Origin of the sequence: Enterococcus sp. C63 (genome assembly GCF_040887215.1) — a bacterium.
In the GTDB taxonomy this organism is placed as follows: Bacteria; Bacillota; Bacilli; order Lactobacillales; family Enterococcaceae; genus Enterococcus_B; species Enterococcus_B hirae.
This window is the reverse complement of record NZ_JBFOFI010000010.1, coordinates 76681-92899: the sequence shown is the minus strand read 5'-3', so window position 1 is coordinate 92899 and position 16219 is coordinate 76681. Positions and strand designations below refer to the sequence as shown.

Here is a 16219-nt window from a genome sequence, read left to right as displayed (position 1 = left end):
GAGGACTAATCTCCTTTGAAGCGGTTGAGACGAAGAATAATAAGCTCATTCACACTAGTGAGAGTAGTGGCACAGTACCTATGAATCAGTAATAATAAGCTGTGGAGGGATAGCCACAAGTCAATTGGTTTTACTAACAGTTATGATACAATCTATACAAAGAAAGTTGCGATAATCACATTTTCAATAACCTTATGGAAATTGTAACTTCGCCGAATAATATCTTACTAGCGTATAGAAATATTAAAGGAAACTCTGGGAGTGTATCTCCGGGCGTTGATAATAGAAATATTGATGATTTAAAAGAAATACCTAATACGGATTTTATCAGAATCGTGCAAGACAAATTTTCAGAATATAAACCACAACCAGTTAAAAGAGTAGAAATCCCAAAATCAAATGGAAAAACTCGCCCACTTGGTATCCCAACTATTTGGGACAGAATCGTACAACAATGTCTATTACAAGTTCTAGAACCTATTATGGAAGCAAAATTTCATGATAAGAATTATGGGTTCCGTCCTAATCGGTCGGCACACCATGCATTCGCTCAAGCAGTACGCTTAGCACAAGTGTCTAAACTTACTTTTGTAGTAGATATAGATATTGAGGGATTCTTTGACAACGTAAACAATTCAAAGCTTATCAAACAGCTCTGGACATTAGGAGTCCAAGATAAGTGGCTTTTAGGTGTTATTAGGGCAATGCTTAAAGCGCCCATCATTCATAAGGATGGGCGAATTGATCACCCTAAGAAAGGAACTCCGCAAAGCGGAATCCTTTCCCCTCTTCTCGCAAATGTTGTGTTAAATGAATTAGACTGGTGGATATCATCACAGTGGGAAACCCACCCTACAAGGCATAATTATGATTGGTATAATGCCGAGAAAGGTTACTGGAATAAAGGAAATAAATATCGAGCGTGGCGTGGTTCAAAACTAAAAGAAATTTATCTCGTAAGATATGCCGACGACTTCAAAATCTTCTGCAGAAAACGTAACGATGCGGACAATATATTTATAGCCACCAAATTGTGGCTAAAAGAGCGTCTGAAACTCGACATTAGCCCAGAAAAATCAAAAGTGGTTAATCTAAAGAAAAAGAAATCCGAGTTCCTCGGTTTCACTATGAAATTGGTTCGCAAAAGAAAGACCTTTGTCATAGAAACGCACATGTGTCCTAAAGCCATGAAAAAAGTATTTGATAATCTAGCAAAACAAATAAAGGTAATTCAGCACACCCTTACCAAAGAGGACTTACAAAAACAACTAGTGAAATACAACTCGATGGTGATAGGGATTCATCAATATTACAAAAAGGCTACCCACATTAGTGTGGATTGCCCGAAAATTAACCAACGTATAATGGTTATCATTAAAAATCGACTGGACGTTAAGAAAAATGGATCTCCACCTAGTGATTTCGTTAAGAAAAACTATGCACGTTCAAAACAGCTAAGATGGATCAATGGCTATCCTATGATTCCTTTAGGATTCGTTAAACACAGCCATACATCACTACCCAAAATGGGAATTTGCAAGTACACGCCCGAAGGACGTGTGCTAATACACAAGTATCTTACCTTTCCAATCGATATTATCAACCAACTCATGAATATGAATAATCCGAATGAAAGCACTGAATTTAGGGATAATCGTGTCTCTAAGTACTCCGTACAACGAGGCAGGTGCCGAGTAACAAAAGAGGTTTTGGAGCTAGCAGATATTTATTGTCACCGTATCATACCTAAAAATCTTGGTGGAAAAGATAACTTCCAAAATCTAGTTATCATTCACTAAAATATTCATCAACTTATTCATGAGAATGATAAAACGAGAGCTTCATTTCTCATGACAAAGATGAGGATTACAGGCGCTCAGCTTGAGATAATTAACCAGTTCCGGAAAAAAGTGAAAAATTGTGAATTGTTGCTGAATTTATAACTGTATGATATCTGTTAGTAGACATTGATGGAACGCCGTATGCGGTGAAAGTCGCATGTACGGTGTGGAGTGGGGGAAAATCCGGAGACTATATCAAAGGATTACCTATCGCTATCAAGTGTCGAATGTATAGAAAGGGATTTAGATCCATTAACGACTGAATTAGTCGTGATGAGTCGAGCGGACAATACAGGATCAAGGCTTATTTTAGCTTCTTCACCAGCTGCAAAGGAAAAATATGGAATCTCTAATGTCAGCCGGCCGCGAGATCTACCGCAGCCTTATCCTAAAACGTTACATGTCGTTCCGCCACGTATGAACCTGTACATTAAACGAAACATGCAGGTAAACAATATTTTCAGAAGGTATGTAGCAGACGAAGATCTATTGATCTATTCGATCGATGAATCTTTTTACGACTGAAGGAACATGAAGTCAAAGAAGAAAGAAGTTGGCTCAAATGATCCAGGAGAGCATTAAAGAAGAGCTAGGATTGATTGCTACGATGGGAATTGGTGATAATCCTTTATTGGCAAAACTAGCTTTAGACAACGAAGCAAAGCAAAATGAAGATTTTATTGCTGAATGGACGTATCAAAATGTTCCTGAGAAAGTATGGAATATTCCTGAAATGACGGACTTTTGGGGCATTGGCTCTCGAATGAAAAAAAGGCTCAACAAAATGGGTATCATGAGTATTAAAGATTTAGCTAATTGGAATCCATACAATATTAAGAGCCGTTTAGGTGTGATTGGTTTACAGCTGTACTTTCATGCTAATGGGATCGATCGAACAGATATAGCGATCCCGCCAGAACCAACCAAAGAGAAATCCTATGGTAATTCACAAGTGTTACCACGAGATTATACCAAGAAGGAAGAAATCAAGCTTATCGTAAAAGAAATGGCGGAACAAGTAGCAATCCGTATTAGACAACACCACTGTAAAATAGGTTGTGTTCATTTACACATTGGAACTTCGATCTTAGAAACGAGACCAGGGTTTTCACACTAAATGAAAATTCCTAACACAGACAATACAAGAGAGCTGCAGAATTACTGTCTTTTCTTATTTGATAAGTATTACGAAGGACAAGAAGTCCGACATGTTGGTATTACCTATAGTAAGCTAGTTTATACTGATTCGCTTCAATTGGATTTGTTTAGTGATCCACAAAAGCAGATTGATGAAGAAAAACTAGATAAAATTAGGCAGAAGTATGGTTTTACGTCGATTGTACATGCTTCTTCGATGGTAGAAGGCGCTCGAAGTATTACTAGAAGTACATTGGTTGGTGGATATGCAGGAGGCAATGGGGGCTTAAAAATGATTGATTATAGCGATCGAGGACGGTTGAAATGGGCTGGATTTTACTTATCAGAAGCGGTTTAATTCTTCTTTTTTCATATATTTAAAAAAAGCTTCGATGACGGCGTTATCCCACGGATAACCTGGTTTAGAAAGAGAATGGACAATCGGATGATTCTCTATAAACTTTCTAAATTCTAAAGAGGTATATTGAGACCCTTGATCTGTATGAAAAAGAACAGGACTTATTAAATTTCGAGAATGAAGTGCTTTATCCACTGTTTGAATGGCTAGGTTTGTATTAATCGTTGGTCCTACAGTCCAAGCAATTACTTTTCTAGAAAATAAATCTAAAACGACACACAAATACGCAAATGTTTTCTTACCGATGGGGATATAAGAAAAATCACTCGTCCAAACTTGATTGGGTGCTGGTAGATTGAACGCTTGGTTTAGATGATTTGGACGTGTCAAAGAAACCTTGTTTTTTCTTTTTTTGAAAACAGGTTTTACTGTAGACATTTTTGGTAGGTTCATTGATTTCATCAAGCGATAAACGCGACCAATACTAATCGAAATGCCATAATCACGCAAAAGGATCCGTTGGATCTTTGCAGTGCCAAGACGTTTTTGAGAAGAAGTATAAATTTCTAAAATCATTTTTCTTAGGTGTTGATTTTCTTTTGTTCTTGGGACTACTTTTCCAGAAAAGCGTTTGTAATAAGTGGAACGATTGACTTTGAGTACACGACAGAGTGTAACAATACTGTGTTCATATCGAAGAATGTGTATGGCTTTTAATCGTTCGTCGAGCGAGGCGTGAATATGGCAATCGCTTTTTTTAGGATTAAATTTTCCTCCTCGAGCTGCGCATTTCGTTTTTGTAGCTGTTTGATCTGACGAGCCGTAAGGATCGTGTCATCATCAATTTTTACTTCAGAATATTGTTTGACCCAACGAGCAATTGAAGAAAGAGCAATGCCGTACTCTTTAGATAAAGCATGTTGAGTTTTACCACTTTCGTGAAGTTTCACAATGGATTTTTTAAACTCTTCATCAAATTTACGTGGTGATTTTCTGTTGTTTCCCATATTAAAAAGTCCTTTCAAAATTTGTGTCTATTTATTTAAGAGTATACAAAAAAATGTGTCCACTTTATTAGGATACATGCAAATAAGACCAGATCTTATGAAGAGTAATACCCAATATATAAAAGAAAAACCTAAAGATTGTGACTACATCATCATAAGTGAAGCAAATAAAACAGTATTTCTGATAGAACTTAAAAGCTCAGCTCAGACTTCTCCTGCAAAAGAAATTATTGAACAAATTGATGGTGGATATAAGTAGTTAGAACATCTTAGTTTTCTAACAAAATATGATTTTATTGAATTCAGTTATAAAATTATTAAGGTATGTTGTAAATTTGAGGCAAGACAAGATCGTAAAAATCTTTTTAAACCTAATGAATATGGTATTTATAATATGAATGGTCCAAAATTAGACTTAAGAGAGTTGTATAGAAGGTGTAACGATCTATAAATTCAAATCTTTTTTAATTCTATATATTGTTTGTCTAGTAACGTTATAATTCTTTGTAATCTTTGAAATAGAGATGCCTTCATTCAAGTCCTTAACGATGTTTTCATAAACTAAACGTCGTTGAGGATTTTTTGTATCTGCACTATAAAGTTTTGGACGACCTTTATAAACTCCATTTGCTTTCACAATTTTAATGCCTTGCGCCTGGCGTCGTTTAGATTCGGTACGCTCTTGTTCAGCGATCATGGCCAAAATTTGTATGATCAGATCCTTAATGAATTTATCCAGGAGAGGGTTACCAATTGCTTCAGCCATGATCGGTAGACTGGTGATGATTAGCTGTACGTTTTTCTTCTTTAGGTAATTGACTGAGGCGATGATCTCGTCGTAATTTCTTCCAAGTCGATCAATAGCTTCCACAATAAAAATGTCTTGATCTCTGACGAAATCCAATGTTTCTTGGAAAACAGGTCGATGAGTAATCGTTGCGCCCGATTGTTTCTCGATGAAAATTCTCTCTGCACCGAATTTTTTCATTTCTTCAATCTGGCGTTGTTCATTTTGATCGATGGATGAGACACGTATGTATGCAACTCTCAAAATTTTTACCTACTTTCTGCAACTATTTAAAATACATCCTAATCATACACGATAAAACCAGATGTCATTTTTCTTTTTAAATGACGAATATTTTATTTAATAAATGGCAAAAAATCACCTTAGAAAAAAGAGTTCAGTAGTTAGAAACCTTTTTTCTAAGGTGATCTGGTAACATTTTATCTAATTCTTCTTCTGAAAAAAATTGCTCTTCTTCAGATTTTAGTGCTTTTAGTGCTTTTAGTGCTAATTTATAACTTTTACTATCTGTTTTTGGAGTATTTATATAGATTTCATGGGTTGCGTTCATTAATTTATCTCTTTCATTTGTGATATTATTAATGCTCAAACGATTTAAATCTGTTAGTAAACTTATATATTTTTCTCTAATTAACCATAATTTATCAGCAATAATTTGATGATTTTTAGCTTCTTCAGCAAGATTAAAATTTTTAAAGTATAAATTCAATCCAAGAGAAATTGTAGAACGTAGACCAGCAATAATTGTTGAAATATGATTAGTAGTAATGATAGTCCCCAAAAATCCTCCAGTAGTAACAGCTGATAATCCTATCTGAACACATTTTAAACGTTTATTTTTAGAAATGATTCTATCTGCTTGTTTTAAATGAGTCGTATAAGTATAAGTTACTCGACCATAAGCTTCACGTAGTTGAATTTCTAAACACTTTTTTTCTTCTTCCATATTATCCCCCACAACTCTTTATAAAGCTATTTTTTTAAAACTTTTTCAAGGCATACAATGCTATTTTCTGTATCAACAAATTGATTACTTCCAGGAGAATATAAATTTAAAAAGCCAAATATATTATGTGAATTAAAGTAATTTAATAAAGTTTTTTCGTATTCTCCTGAATTTACAACTTGCCCATTATTATTGTCTACATATTTCCAGCTCCCTATAGCTTCATAAACAAAACTATCAATGACTATTCCTGAAAGGTGATAGCTTTTAAATTCTGTATCTCTTACATGACGAAAATGCTTACAAGTATCGTATAACAAATTATTACTTTGGATATTTTTTAGTTTCATAGCTTCCTGCTCTTTTTTAGGATTAGTAGCCTTCCAGTTTCCACCCATATTTGAATCTGGATAGATAAATCCTTTTGAATTTCCAAAATAATCTTTGTCATTAAATGCTGGTACTATTTCAAACTTAATTCCATCATGAAAATTTATTTTAACAATTTGTCCATCAGCTCTAATATCACTACTTGGTAATATCTCTAGAATTGTTTTTCGTATAACTTGTAATAATCTAGATGGTCCATTTGACGAATAACTCTTAAATCTATCCAATTCTGACATTGGTAATTCAACTAATATATCTATATCACTAGTGCTTATTGCAGTTCCTCTTCCATAAGATCCTACATATAAGCTGTGAGCAGAATCGCTTTCAGAATTCCAAAATGCTCTATTTATTGCTTTAGTAATTCTATGATATCTTGTGGCTATTCGTTGACGTTTATATAGTGGGATAGAATAAAAATTAGATTTTTGAATTAATAATCCCATGTTTATCATCTTCCTTTTAAATGTATTCTTCTATTCTATAATATCGTAAAATTAGTATTTCAATCAATCATTATAAGTAGTGTACAGAAAATCCGCCGTTTCTGGACACTTTATTTTTTAGCTTTATTTTATAAAAAATCAATTCATTTTATGTTCATAAACCCATAACAAAATCTATGTTCAGTTAAACTATGTAGATAAAGTTATGTTACGATGAAATTAATGAAGGAGTGATTTTTTTGAAAATAGGGTACGCACGAGTATCTACCGGTTTACAAAATTTAGATTTACAAGAGGATAGTTTAAACAAATTTGGTTGTGAAAAAATTTTTACTGATCATATGAGTGGGGCAAAAAGTAATCGACCAGGATTAGAAATGGCGCTCGATTTTATTCGTTCTGGAGATACACTTGTCATTTGGCGTTTAGATCGTCTGGGAAGAAATATGGAAGATTTGATTTCAATCGTCAATCGATTGAATGAACGTGGTGTGAGTTTTCATAGTCTTCAAGAAAATATCACGATGGATAAATCCAGTTCGACTGGTCAAGTTATGTTTCATCTATTCGCGGCGTTCACAGAATTTGAACGTAATCTGATTTTAGAGCGTTCAGCTGCTGGACGTGCTGCTGCACGAGAAAGAGAACGATTTGGTGGTCGTCCTGAAAAGTTAACTGAACAAGACTTGGAATTACTGAAGACTTTAGTAGATAGTGGAACACCGATTAAGAAAATTGCGGAACGATGGAATGTTTCTAGAACAACAATTTATCGTTACTTAGATAAACTGGAGGGAAAATAAAGAATGATGAAAACAAAAACTGTGAAAGTGGATGAAAAAACGTCTTTAGAAATAGTCACTTCTAAAGATTTCAGGGATTTTATAATTATTGATGTAAGCTGGAACAAAAAAGATATAGAAAAAGTTTTAACATAATTAAGCAGAAGTTAATAATAATCATGCTCTTTTATAAAAAGAAGGTATTGATGGCAATATTTGTTTTGAATGAAATGGTACAATGATTAGGATAAAAATAATTGGAATTGATGGATACCAACTTACAAAAGTGTTAGGGAAATTCTTTTGTTTTAACGTTTACAAAGCTATACCAATAGCTATATAGTTTCTACATAAAAGAAGTTCGTTAAAGTTTTAGTCTGTTGTAGTATGATTAGTATTGGGTTTACAGCATTAGGAACAAATATAGACGCTGCTACGTATTACGGAAATGGTGTGTATTGTAATAAGCAAAAATGTTGGGTAAATTGGGGACAAGCTTGGTCAGAAGGGGTTAAACGTTGGGGAGATAATTTGTTTGGTAGTTTTAGTGGAGGAAGGATTTAAATGATTGATATTGATGAAACAAAAAAAATAATTCATGAATTATATAATAGTTTAAAGAAGCGTGATGAGACCAAAGCTATATTAGATATTATAGATGTTTTGTTGCAAGTCTATAAAAAAATAGATAGCGAAAAATATCCAGAAATATTAATAAACAAATTGGTGAATTATATCTATATTGTTGGCTTTGACAATAAAATTCATTTTTTAGGAAATGATGAAAAGTTATTAATAGAATTGGGAGATATATCTAAAAAGGCTGGAATTAACAGTAAATATAAAGCTAATTTTACAGATAAATCTCAATTCTATAGTTATTCTGAAAAAGTACCTATTAGATAATTATATTTCTCCATTCAATTGAATAGTTGAAAAATTCAATTGAATGGAGAAATATAATATGATTTAAAGAAGCTAATATATGATGAAATTGCGGTTGATCCATATAAAGGTGAACAAAAAACTGGAGATTTATCAGGTATTTGGTCTAATGGTTTTAGATATGCAGTACAATTTATAGAGTGGCTTATGAAATCAGGGAAAATAAGGTGATTCCAGTATTGTTACGTGGAACACATGAAAATTTTTATGAACCGTTGAAGAAAATTATTTAGGTCGTTCTTCTTTAGAACGACTCAGACTGTAGCCAAAAGAGTATATATATCTTTTGGCTATTTTCTTATCTATGCTGTAAAAATAAAGAAAATATCACTTGAGCAACAAAAAATCCTACAATAAAAAAATTACTACTAAAATAGATTTTCCTAGTTTTAACCAAATGTTATTTTTTTCATATTATTTCCCCGTAAATTATAAAAATTTTTTGAAAAAAATGTGAAGTTACTTTATTGTTGAGAGATTTTTGTTAGAATGAAGGAGGATAATGATAAGTGAATAACAATTGTGATAATCAGGTGTCTCCTGACTTAAAAGAAAGCGTTTGGCAAGTAGAAGATCATACGCTGTGTGAAGAATGTTCAGAAGAACTATTTTTCAAAATGAAGGATAACTATCATGAATTTTCTTTAAGTATATCTGTTGTTTTAAATTGTTTGTTTATTGCAGAAAAAGAAGGATATGTTCCTAGGTTACCAGATTATTGGTGGGTTCAAATTCGACAAAAGATTCCTGCAGAAACTATATTGAATAAAGGAAAGGAAGAAAATTTGTAGATGAAGAAAACGAGTAAATTATTGTCTGCTTTATTGTTATTAGGTCAAGTTGTTGGTTATACTCCATCTGTTTTAGCAGATGAAAAACCATCAAATGTAGCGACAGAACAATCAACGACAGTGAATACTGACAATTCTACAACTGATAGTACAGATACGACTAAGGAAGAAACCACAACTGATTCTTCCATTGAACGATCTGAGCAAAAACCAAGTGAATCAACCGATCAAACGACAGACTCTACGACAGATAGTTCACAAACAACAGAATCTAAACCAGAAACAACTACTCCTGGTACGACAGACTCTAGTCAACCAGAAAATAATACGCAAGAACCTACTAAGCCTTCAGAAACGAAGCCTGTGGAACAGCAAACCACAAAACCAAGTGAATCAGTGAATCAAGAAGTGACACAGCCAACAAAACCTGCGGAAGTCACTCCTTCACAATCAGTTTCGAAACAGCCTTCAACCACTGGACAAAATGCACAACCAAAAGCAGAAACAAAGGCACAAGCTCAACCAACTGTGCAAGAAGAGTCAAAAGCTTATCGTCAAGCACCAACTGCGCCCATTCAAGAATTAGTCCCTTCTAGCAAAAAGGATAACGAAGGAAACATTCATTTTGAAAAAGACGAATCAGGCGAAACATTTATTCGAAAAATTGGCGAATCTGCTCGTAAAATCGGACAAGAAAATGATTTGTATGCTTCCGTCATGATTGCCCAAGCGATTTTAGAATCGGCTAGTGGTCAAAGTCAGTTAGCACAAGCACCAAATTACAACTTGTTTGGAATCAAAGGCACACATAACGGAAAAGGCGTCTCTTTTGCGACACAAGAAGATTTAGGTAATGGGACACTTTATACTACTCAGGCAACTTTTAGACAGTATGAGAACTATGAGGATAGCTTAAATGACTATGCTCAACTATTAAAAGAGGGTTTAACAGGAAATAGCCATTTCTACGATGGAGTTTGGAAGACCAATGCAAAAACATATCAAGAAGCAACGAAGTTTCTAACAGGTCGTTATGCGACAGACACTAGCTACGATAAAAAATTAAATGGGTTAATCGAAACCTATGACTTAACCAAGTATGATAAAGAAGTAGCGGGCCCACAACTAAACAAAAAAGGGTATGTCGTTCCATTAAAGAATTACACGATTTCTAGTCCGTTTGGTACTCGTGGGGGAGAATTTCATCGAGGATTAGATTTAGCAGCGCCACAAGGTGAGCCAATCTATGCCAGCAAGGCAGGAACGGTCGTTAAAGCAGAGTTTCACCCATCATGGGGCAATGTTGTAGCTATCGAGCACGAAGACGGTACAACGGCTTTATATGCGCACCAACAAGAATATCAAGTCAAAGTGGGTGACAAAGTAAAACAAGGGCAGATTATTGGTTATGTTGGTTCAACAGGAAACAGTACAGGCAGTCACTTACATTTTGAATTGTGCCTAAATCATAGTTTAAACCAATCACAATTGGTTGATCCAGAAACAGTCTTATTCTGATGAATAAGGCTGTTTTTTAAGCTCTATATCATTTAATTGATATTTAAGAAAATAAATAAATTGTAGTGAGAGAGCAGTTATACCTATAGCCACACATTCAAGTAACCATGATTTTCTTTCTTCCAATTGTGTTAGAAGGCTTGTATCATCAAAAGATAACATATCAGTAAATTGTAGAAGTAATGTGAAAAAAAGCAATACATGAGTAAAAAAGTCTTTTGAAATATCTAGTATCTTATAGACTGAAATAATATTTATTTTACTTAAATGTACTAAAGTGAGTCCGATAGCGTGAGTAATTATAGATAAAACAAAACTAATAATAATTATTGTGCTAATTGTTAGTGATTCAGATTTTATAGGAAGTATAAGAGTAATGAAATGGCACGTCAAGAGGCTGAAGAATCAGAAGAAACGACCAATTCAGATGATTTAAATTCTTATTCATCTGGAAATGAAGAGGCTCATTTATCAGCTAATAATGAAAAAGAGACTGGTTTTAATCAAGATTCTGACGATCCAAAATCTCCTAAAACTGAAGAAAAGCCAAAACGAACGATTTCTGCGAAGTCTGACCGATTAAATCAAGAATTGTCTCAACATAAGAAAAATAATCCATAAAAACAAGCAACTAAAAATAAAGTATTTGGCTATGGAAAAGAAGATCCTAGACGTTATCATTCTTCGTCCTTGATGAGTAAACGTCGAGATGCTTATGATCTCGGAAAAGATTATGGGCAGTATCGCCAACAAAAACGAAGAATAAAAAGTGAACTTAAAGAATCTAAAAAAGACGCAAAGAAAGAAGAATAAGTGATTATATTGGTATTTGATGAAGAACTCTATTTCTCAATAGGGTTCTTCAATTTTTACTGATAAATGAAAGGAAGGAACAAACATGTTTACTCGACCTAACCGAATTACGGATACGATGCGTGTCGGAGGTGTTTATACTTTAATGGATACCGCTGTATTTTATGGATGTTGCGGTTACCAATGAAACCAAGTCAAAAGAATATTACAACGCTTATTGACCTTGTGAACTACTCACCACTTAGCTAAACCTGACGGTTCTTAACGCTTGAAGTGGGAGATTCTTGGGAATAGAGCATACTTGATAGCTTATTTTTTTACTAACAGCGGTGTCTCTTATTGACCAAGCTATCCCCGTAGTTCCTACGGTTCTTGTTTATTTGATCTAAGCCAGTCCTATAGAATGTAGCCTTAGACCTTCGGCCAGGATATTGATGCTAGCGTTGATATCTCGGTCATGATGAGCATGACAAATAGGACAAGTCCATTCTCGAATTTTAAGAGATTTCTTGCCGTCTTCATGTCCACAATTCGAACAGATTTGACTAGATGGGAACCACTTATCCACTTTGATAATTTTCCGACCGTACCAGTCAGCTTTGTATTGTAATTTAGTCACAAAACTAGACCAAGAAACATCCGAAATACTTTTTGCTAGTTTATGATTACGCAACATACCTTTTGTGTTTAAGTCTTCAATACAGATAATATCGTGATTTTTGATTATTTCTGTACTCAACTTATTCAGAAAATCAGTACGTTGATTCATTACTTTTTCATGCAATCGTGCTACTTTACGTTTTTGTTTTTGATAATTGCTAGCTTCAAACAGATTGATACCTTTTTGTTTAGCTAATAAGGCACGTCTTGACAACTTACGTTGTTCACGTTTAAGTTTCTTTGCCATCTTTGACGTGAATTTATTGTTATCAATCTTTTGACTATCAGAAAGAATTGCAAAATCAGTTATACCAAGGTCAATTCCAATAGCGGAATTAGTTTTAGGAAGCTCAGCTATTTCTTCTTTACACAATAAGGAAATATAATATTTACCGCTAGAATGACGTGATATTGTAGCGGATTTAATCAGACCTTTAGGTTGTCTATGGAGTGTAATTTTAACTAATGACTTCAACTTAGGAAGTTTGACGAATTTATTATCAATCAAAGCGATTGTTCCATTTTGATTGTTAGTCGTATAGCTTTGAACTGGATTTTTCTTGCTTTTGAAACGAGGAAATCCGACGGATTTATCGCGAAAGAAGTTCTTGTACGCCTTATCTAGGTTGAGTTGTGCATTCGCTAAAGCAAGACTATCCACTTCTTTCAAGAACGGAAAATCTTGCTTATATTTTGCAGGCGTTGGAAAACTCATTTTTTTAGAGGAATCTTTCCTAGTTTCTTTATAAGCTTTCATTCGGTCATCAAGCATTAGATTGTAGACCTTACGGACACAGCCAAAAGACTTAGCAAAGAAAGTCTCTTGTTCTTCTGTTGGATAGATTCTAAATTTATATGCTTTTAGTCGCTCCATAAAGCTCACCTGTTTTCTATTTATGATTGTTTCCTTGATTTTGAATATACTTCTTAATCACATCAATTGGTGCTCCACCAGTTGTCAAAAGACAAAAACTTTTTGACCAGAACATTTCTTTCCAAAGAAATTGTTTGATTCTTGGATAATTGCGCTTTATCAAACGTGAACTAGCACTTTTATAGACATTGACAAATTTTGTCAATTCTGTTTTTGGTTGAGCTTTGAACATAATATGAACGTGGTCTTTATCATGATTCCACTCAACTAAAGTGATGTGATACGATTCTGAGATTCTTTCAAAAGTCGCTTTAGCGTAGTTAGATATTTCATTATCAATTACTTGTCTACGATATTTCGTTACTAAAACAAGGTGGTAATAAAGAAGAAATACTGAATGGTTATTTGTATCTAATTCCATGTTATATCAACTCATTTCTTGTATAGACTGATTGTAACATGGGACAAAATAAAGAGGCAATACGCCTTAGTTGTTGGTCTTCGAGTTACCAACGGTAACCCTCATACCGAACGGCATTCATCACCCACCTATAGAGGATGGGCGACTTCTGCCTAATTCTGTTAAACATAGGATTCTCCTTTCAAAATAGTAGTAGCTTATAGCTAAGAAAATTTTAGAAAGGGATAGGTAATTTTACAATAGATTAGGGAAAAATTATAAGTTGGAATTTAATGACAGGTACGACAGAACACCAATTATTCAATGGGAGAAAACGAATGAACATTTCTATGTAGATGTATTTTTTAAGTTAAAAAGAAGGAGATTTTAAATTTAAAATTTCCATACAACAAAATGACTTTTTAGCTTAGATAAATCCTATAAAATAGGTATTTAGGATAAGTAATAATTATTGATCAGTTTTCAGAGCATTGCGTCTATATTTTGTGTTTCTTATAATTTCGTTGAAAATAATTAATTTGAAAGGAAGTTTTCAATGAAACGAACAAGTATGATAGCAAGTATTGCAATTATTTTGACTTCGTTACTTAGTTCAGGAGGTGTCTATGCGGCAGAACCAACACAAACAGCTGATCCAGCAAGTGCATCAACACCAGTCACGGCCGATTTAACGACACCGCAACAAATGACGCCTAAGCCACCTTCTGATCCTAATAATCCTGATATCACATAGAATGAACCAGTTGGTGGTGGAGTTACAGGTGAAGAAGGAAATTTAGGGATTGCGTACTTTCCTAAAGGATTTTCTTTCACAGGGAATCTAGGACCTACTGAGTTAACACTTAATGATTCGAGAAGTAATACTAGTAGTGATAAAACTACTTACAAGATCGGTGTAAAAGATAATACACAGCAAAATAATTCTTGGACATTAACTGCACAATTGCAGTGGAGTAACAGTGAATTGCCAGGTTCTGAAATTACAGTAACGAATCCAGATCAAGGAAAAGTAAAACTAAATCAAAATGATGGCATATCTAATTTCCAAAATGATGTTCAAGGCACTGATTCAAACACAGTTGTTATTAGTAATAGTCCAACTACTATTATGAAAAAAGGTAAAGTTACAGTAGGTAAAGGAACTTATGATTATAGTTTAGGTAATGTAGGTACTTTGAAGTTGATGATTCTTAATGCGACTGATTTGGTTGCGAAACAATATAGCGGAAATGTAAATTGGAATTTACAAATTTCGCCAGACACTTCAAGCTCTAGTGTCGATTAATTCAATGATAAGATGACAGTATCTATTTTTCACTTCTTGAAACATAGATACGCATTCATAAAAGGAAAATGTTATCGCATATTGTTTATGTGATCTACCCACACGTATTTTTATATGCGATAACATCTTTCCTTTTCGCAGACTGTTCTTGGAGCAGTCTGTTTTTGTATTAAAATTAACTGATGGTTATATATTGTAAGAATAAATTATTTTATGTAAATATAAATTTACTGAATTTTGCAAATAAAAGAGATGGGGATTAAATTTTAATTTTATAAAGGCGAAATAATTGATTAATTATAATATACGTTGTATCTTTTATACGTAATGCGCATTATATTTTTTTGTATTCATGTTTTATTTTTATCGAAATGAAAAACAAAAAGGGAGTGTATAGAAAATGAAAAAGCAAAGTATCTTATTTAGTAGTATTGTAATGGTAGGTGTTTTAGCTAATAATGAAACGGTATTTTCGGATCAAATAGCTGATCCAAACAGTGCGGAAACTCCTGTAAGCGCTACCTTAAATGCGGATGATCCTGGAACTCCTAATCCACCTACTGATCCTACTGATCCTGATAACGGAGGGAATGAACCGACTCATGGAGGTGTAATAGGAGAAGAAGGAAAATTAGGAATTGCTTATTATCCTAAAGCGTTTGCCTTTTCTGGAAATTTAGGACAAGCCACTTTATCATTAAATGATCGTAGTGATTCAATGTCTTCTAATGCAACCTATAATATTGGTGTAAAAGATGCAACCCGTCAAAATAATCAATGGACATTGTCTGCCCAATTAAACTGGACGAATGATGAACTTCCTGGATCAACGATCACTTTAAACAATTCAACGGGAACAGTGATGCAAAATACAAATAATGGGACAGATCCTTTCCAAACCAATCAGTTAGTTGCCCAAACAGATGTTATTGGAAATTCAAATGTAACTATTTCTACAGGTGGAACGACTGAAATTATGAAAAAAGAACAAGGAACAGTCGGAAAAGGAACCTATGATTATCGTTTGGGAACATTAGGGAGTCTTCAATTGACTATTCCTAATGCCACAAATTTAGAGGCAAAAACATATAATGGAACAGTCGATTGGAATTTATTAGTTACACCTTAGAAAGTTATATTTTTGAATTTTAATTTATAAATTACAGTTATCTCTTTCTCTTGAAAAGACGGATAATA

General features: G+C 33.8%; 18 protein-coding genes and 3 pseudogenes. 14 read left to right on the top strand and 7 right to left on the bottom strand.

Annotated elements, in window-relative coordinates:
* Positions 1 to 194 precede the first annotated feature (194 nt).
* Complete coding sequence (ltrA, locus tag AB3H90_RS13505; RefSeq protein WP_368016864.1) at positions 195 to 1799, top strand: group II intron reverse transcriptase/maturase; 1605 nt, start codon at positions 195 to 197, stop codon at positions 1797 to 1799.
* Positions 1800 to 2012: 213 nt separating this feature from the next.
* Positions 2013 to 3270 (top strand): annotated as a pseudogene (locus AB3H90_RS13500) (Y-family DNA polymerase); the annotation flags it as partial.
* A gap of 51 nt (positions 3271 to 3321) precedes the next feature.
* Here AB3H90_RS13500 and AB3H90_RS13495 read toward each other — a convergent pair.
* Positions 3322 to 4017, bottom strand: a complete 696-nt coding sequence (locus AB3H90_RS13495; RefSeq protein ID WP_368016869.1) for an IS3 family transposase — start codon at positions 4015 to 4017, stop codon at positions 3322 to 3324.
* Between the two features lie 32 nt (positions 4018 to 4049).
* Entirely contained in the window at positions 4050 to 4343 is a 294-nt protein-coding gene (locus AB3H90_RS13490) for a transposase (protein WP_368016863.1), read from the bottom strand.
* A 97-nt stretch (positions 4344 to 4440) separates the two neighbouring features.
* On the opposite strand from AB3H90_RS13490, the gene AB3H90_RS13485 reads away from it, so the two are divergent.
* Positions 4441 to 4602 carry a hypothetical protein gene (locus tag AB3H90_RS13485; RefSeq protein ID WP_241653311.1) on the top strand — a complete coding sequence of 54 codons (162 nt, stop codon included), beginning with the start codon at positions 4441 to 4443 and terminating at the stop codon, positions 4600 to 4602.
* Positions 4603 to 4788: 186 nt separating this feature from the next.
* On the opposite strand, the gene AB3H90_RS13480 is transcribed toward AB3H90_RS13485, so the two are convergent.
* The 3 genes from AB3H90_RS13480 to AB3H90_RS13470 all read right to left on the bottom strand — a co-directional run bounded on the left by AB3H90_RS13480 (position 4789) and on the right by AB3H90_RS13470 (position 6933).
* Positions 4789 to 5394: a recombinase family protein gene (locus tag AB3H90_RS13480; protein ID WP_081129199.1), complete on the bottom strand. Its 606-nt coding sequence runs from the start codon at positions 5392 to 5394 to the stop codon at positions 4789 to 4791.
* A 133-nt stretch (positions 5395 to 5527) separates the two neighbouring features.
* A complete protein-coding gene (locus AB3H90_RS13475) occupies positions 5528 to 6097 on the bottom strand; it encodes an SLATT domain-containing protein (RefSeq protein WP_197725940.1) in 570 nt (189 codons plus the stop codon).
* Positions 6098 to 6123: 26 nt separating this feature from the next.
* Positions 6124 to 6933 carry a nucleotidyltransferase domain-containing protein gene (locus AB3H90_RS13470; protein WP_197725939.1) on the bottom strand — a complete coding sequence of 270 codons (810 nt, stop codon included), beginning with the start codon at positions 6931 to 6933 and terminating at the stop codon, positions 6124 to 6126.
* Between the two features lie 239 nt (positions 6934 to 7172).
* On the opposite strand from AB3H90_RS13470, the gene AB3H90_RS13465 reads away from it, so the two are divergent.
* The 8 genes and pseudogenes from AB3H90_RS13465 (at position 7173) to AB3H90_RS13430 (ending at position 11590) form a co-directional block, all read left to right on the top strand.
* Positions 7173 to 7736, top strand: coding sequence for a recombinase family protein (locus AB3H90_RS13465; protein ID WP_128427803.1), 564 nt, complete (start codon positions 7173 to 7175; stop codon positions 7734 to 7736).
* A gap of 3 nt (positions 7737 to 7739) precedes the next feature.
* Complete coding sequence (locus AB3H90_RS13460; RefSeq protein ID WP_264082654.1) at positions 7740 to 7871, top strand: hypothetical protein; 132 nt, start codon at positions 7740 to 7742, stop codon at positions 7869 to 7871.
* A gap of 231 nt (positions 7872 to 8102) precedes the next feature.
* On the top strand, positions 8103 to 8279 hold the full coding sequence (locus tag AB3H90_RS13455) for a leucocin A/sakacin P family class II bacteriocin (protein WP_081125813.1): 177 nt from the start codon (positions 8103 to 8105) through the stop codon (positions 8277 to 8279).
* Positions 8280 to 8621: a bacteriocin immunity protein gene (locus AB3H90_RS13450; RefSeq protein WP_081129193.1), complete on the top strand. Its 342-nt coding sequence runs from the start codon at positions 8280 to 8282 to the stop codon at positions 8619 to 8621. It begins immediately after the preceding gene.
* 75 nt (positions 8622 to 8696) lie between these two features.
* Positions 8697 to 8893 (top strand): annotated as a pseudogene (locus tag AB3H90_RS13445) (type II toxin-antitoxin system RelE/ParE family toxin).
* Between the two features lie 276 nt (positions 8894 to 9169).
* The gene (locus tag AB3H90_RS13440; RefSeq protein WP_053765647.1) at positions 9170 to 9451 is read left to right on the top strand and encodes a hypothetical protein; all 282 of its coding nucleotides are present in this window, start codon (positions 9170 to 9172) and stop codon (positions 9449 to 9451) included.
* A complete protein-coding gene (locus AB3H90_RS13435) occupies positions 9452 to 10969 on the top strand; it encodes a peptidoglycan DD-metalloendopeptidase family protein (RefSeq protein WP_128479537.1) in 1518 nt (505 codons plus the stop codon).
* Between the two features lie 381 nt (positions 10970 to 11350).
* A complete protein-coding gene (locus tag AB3H90_RS13430; protein ID WP_081125810.1) occupies positions 11351 to 11590 on the top strand; it encodes a hypothetical protein in 240 nt (79 codons plus the stop codon).
* A 577-nt stretch (positions 11591 to 12167) separates the two neighbouring features.
* On the opposite strand, the gene tnpB is transcribed toward AB3H90_RS13430, so the two are convergent.
* Positions 12168 to 13316 carry an IS200/IS605 family element RNA-guided endonuclease TnpB gene (gene tnpB, locus AB3H90_RS13425; RefSeq protein WP_081125829.1) on the bottom strand — a complete coding sequence of 383 codons (1149 nt, stop codon included), beginning with the start codon at positions 13314 to 13316 and terminating at the stop codon, positions 12168 to 12170.
* 16 nt (positions 13317 to 13332) lie between these two features.
* The gene (gene tnpA, locus AB3H90_RS13420) at positions 13333 to 13737 is read right to left on the bottom strand and encodes an IS200/IS605 family transposase (RefSeq protein ID WP_081125828.1); all 405 of its coding nucleotides are present in this window, start codon (positions 13735 to 13737) and stop codon (positions 13333 to 13335) included.
* A gap of 535 nt (positions 13738 to 14272) precedes the next feature.
* On the opposite strand from tnpA, the gene AB3H90_RS13415 reads away from it, so the two are divergent.
* The 3 genes and pseudogenes from AB3H90_RS13415 to AB3H90_RS13405 all read left to right on the top strand — a co-directional run bounded on the left by AB3H90_RS13415 (position 14273) and on the right by AB3H90_RS13405 (position 16151).
* A complete protein-coding gene (locus AB3H90_RS13415; protein ID WP_081125757.1) occupies positions 14273 to 14470 on the top strand; it encodes a hypothetical protein in 198 nt (65 codons plus the stop codon).
* A 33-nt stretch (positions 14471 to 14503) separates the two neighbouring features.
* Positions 14504 to 15022 (top strand): annotated as a pseudogene (locus AB3H90_RS13410) (WxL domain-containing protein); the annotation flags it as partial.
* A 400-nt stretch (positions 15023 to 15422) separates the two neighbouring features.
* On the top strand, positions 15423 to 16151 hold the full coding sequence (locus AB3H90_RS13405) for a WxL domain-containing protein (protein ID WP_081125759.1): 729 nt from the start codon (positions 15423 to 15425) through the stop codon (positions 16149 to 16151).
* The last annotated feature ends 68 nt before the right edge of the window (positions 16152 to 16219 follow it).

Excerpts from the sequence above, each read along its gene's own strand:
- AB3H90_RS13435 (WP_128479537.1), top strand. The coding sequence starts at position 9,452 with ATGAAGAAAACGAGTAAATTATTGTCTGCTTTATTGTTATTAGGTCAA.
- tnpB (WP_081125829.1), bottom strand. The coding sequence starts at position 13,316 with ATGGAGCGACTAAAAGCATATAAATTTAGAATCTATCCAACAGAAGAA.
- AB3H90_RS13405 (WP_081125759.1), top strand. The coding sequence starts at position 15,423 with ATGAAAAAGCAAAGTATCTTATTTAGTAGTATTGTAATGGTAGGTGTT.
- AB3H90_RS13490 (WP_368016863.1), bottom strand. The coding sequence starts at position 4,343 with ATGGGAAACAACAGAAAATCACCACGTAAATTTGATGAAGAGTTTAAA.
- AB3H90_RS13450 (WP_081129193.1), top strand. The coding sequence starts at position 8,280 with ATGATTGATATTGATGAAACAAAAAAAATAATTCATGAATTATATAAT.
- AB3H90_RS13485 (WP_241653311.1), top strand. The coding sequence starts at position 4,441 with ATGAAGAGTAATACCCAATATATAAAAGAAAAACCTAAAGATTGTGAC.
- AB3H90_RS13460 (WP_264082654.1), top strand. The coding sequence starts at position 7,740 with ATGATGAAAACAAAAACTGTGAAAGTGGATGAAAAAACGTCTTTAGAA.
- ltrA (WP_368016864.1), top strand. The coding sequence starts at position 195 with ATGGAAATTGTAACTTCGCCGAATAATATCTTACTAGCGTATAGAAAT.
- AB3H90_RS13470 (WP_197725939.1), bottom strand. The coding sequence starts at position 6,933 with ATGGGATTATTAATTCAAAAATCTAATTTTTATTCTATCCCACTATAT.
- AB3H90_RS13455 (WP_081125813.1), top strand. The coding sequence starts at position 8,103 with ATGATTAGTATTGGGTTTACAGCATTAGGAACAAATATAGACGCTGCT.
- AB3H90_RS13430 (WP_081125810.1), top strand. The coding sequence starts at position 11,351 with ATGGCACGTCAAGAGGCTGAAGAATCAGAAGAAACGACCAATTCAGAT.
- tnpA (WP_081125828.1), bottom strand. The coding sequence starts at position 13,737 with ATGGAATTAGATACAAATAACCATTCAGTATTTCTTCTTTATTACCAC.
- AB3H90_RS13475 (WP_197725940.1), bottom strand. The coding sequence starts at position 6,097 with ATGGAAGAAGAAAAAAAGTGTTTAGAAATTCAACTACGTGAAGCTTAT.
- AB3H90_RS13415 (WP_081125757.1), top strand. The coding sequence starts at position 14,273 with ATGAAACGAACAAGTATGATAGCAAGTATTGCAATTATTTTGACTTCG.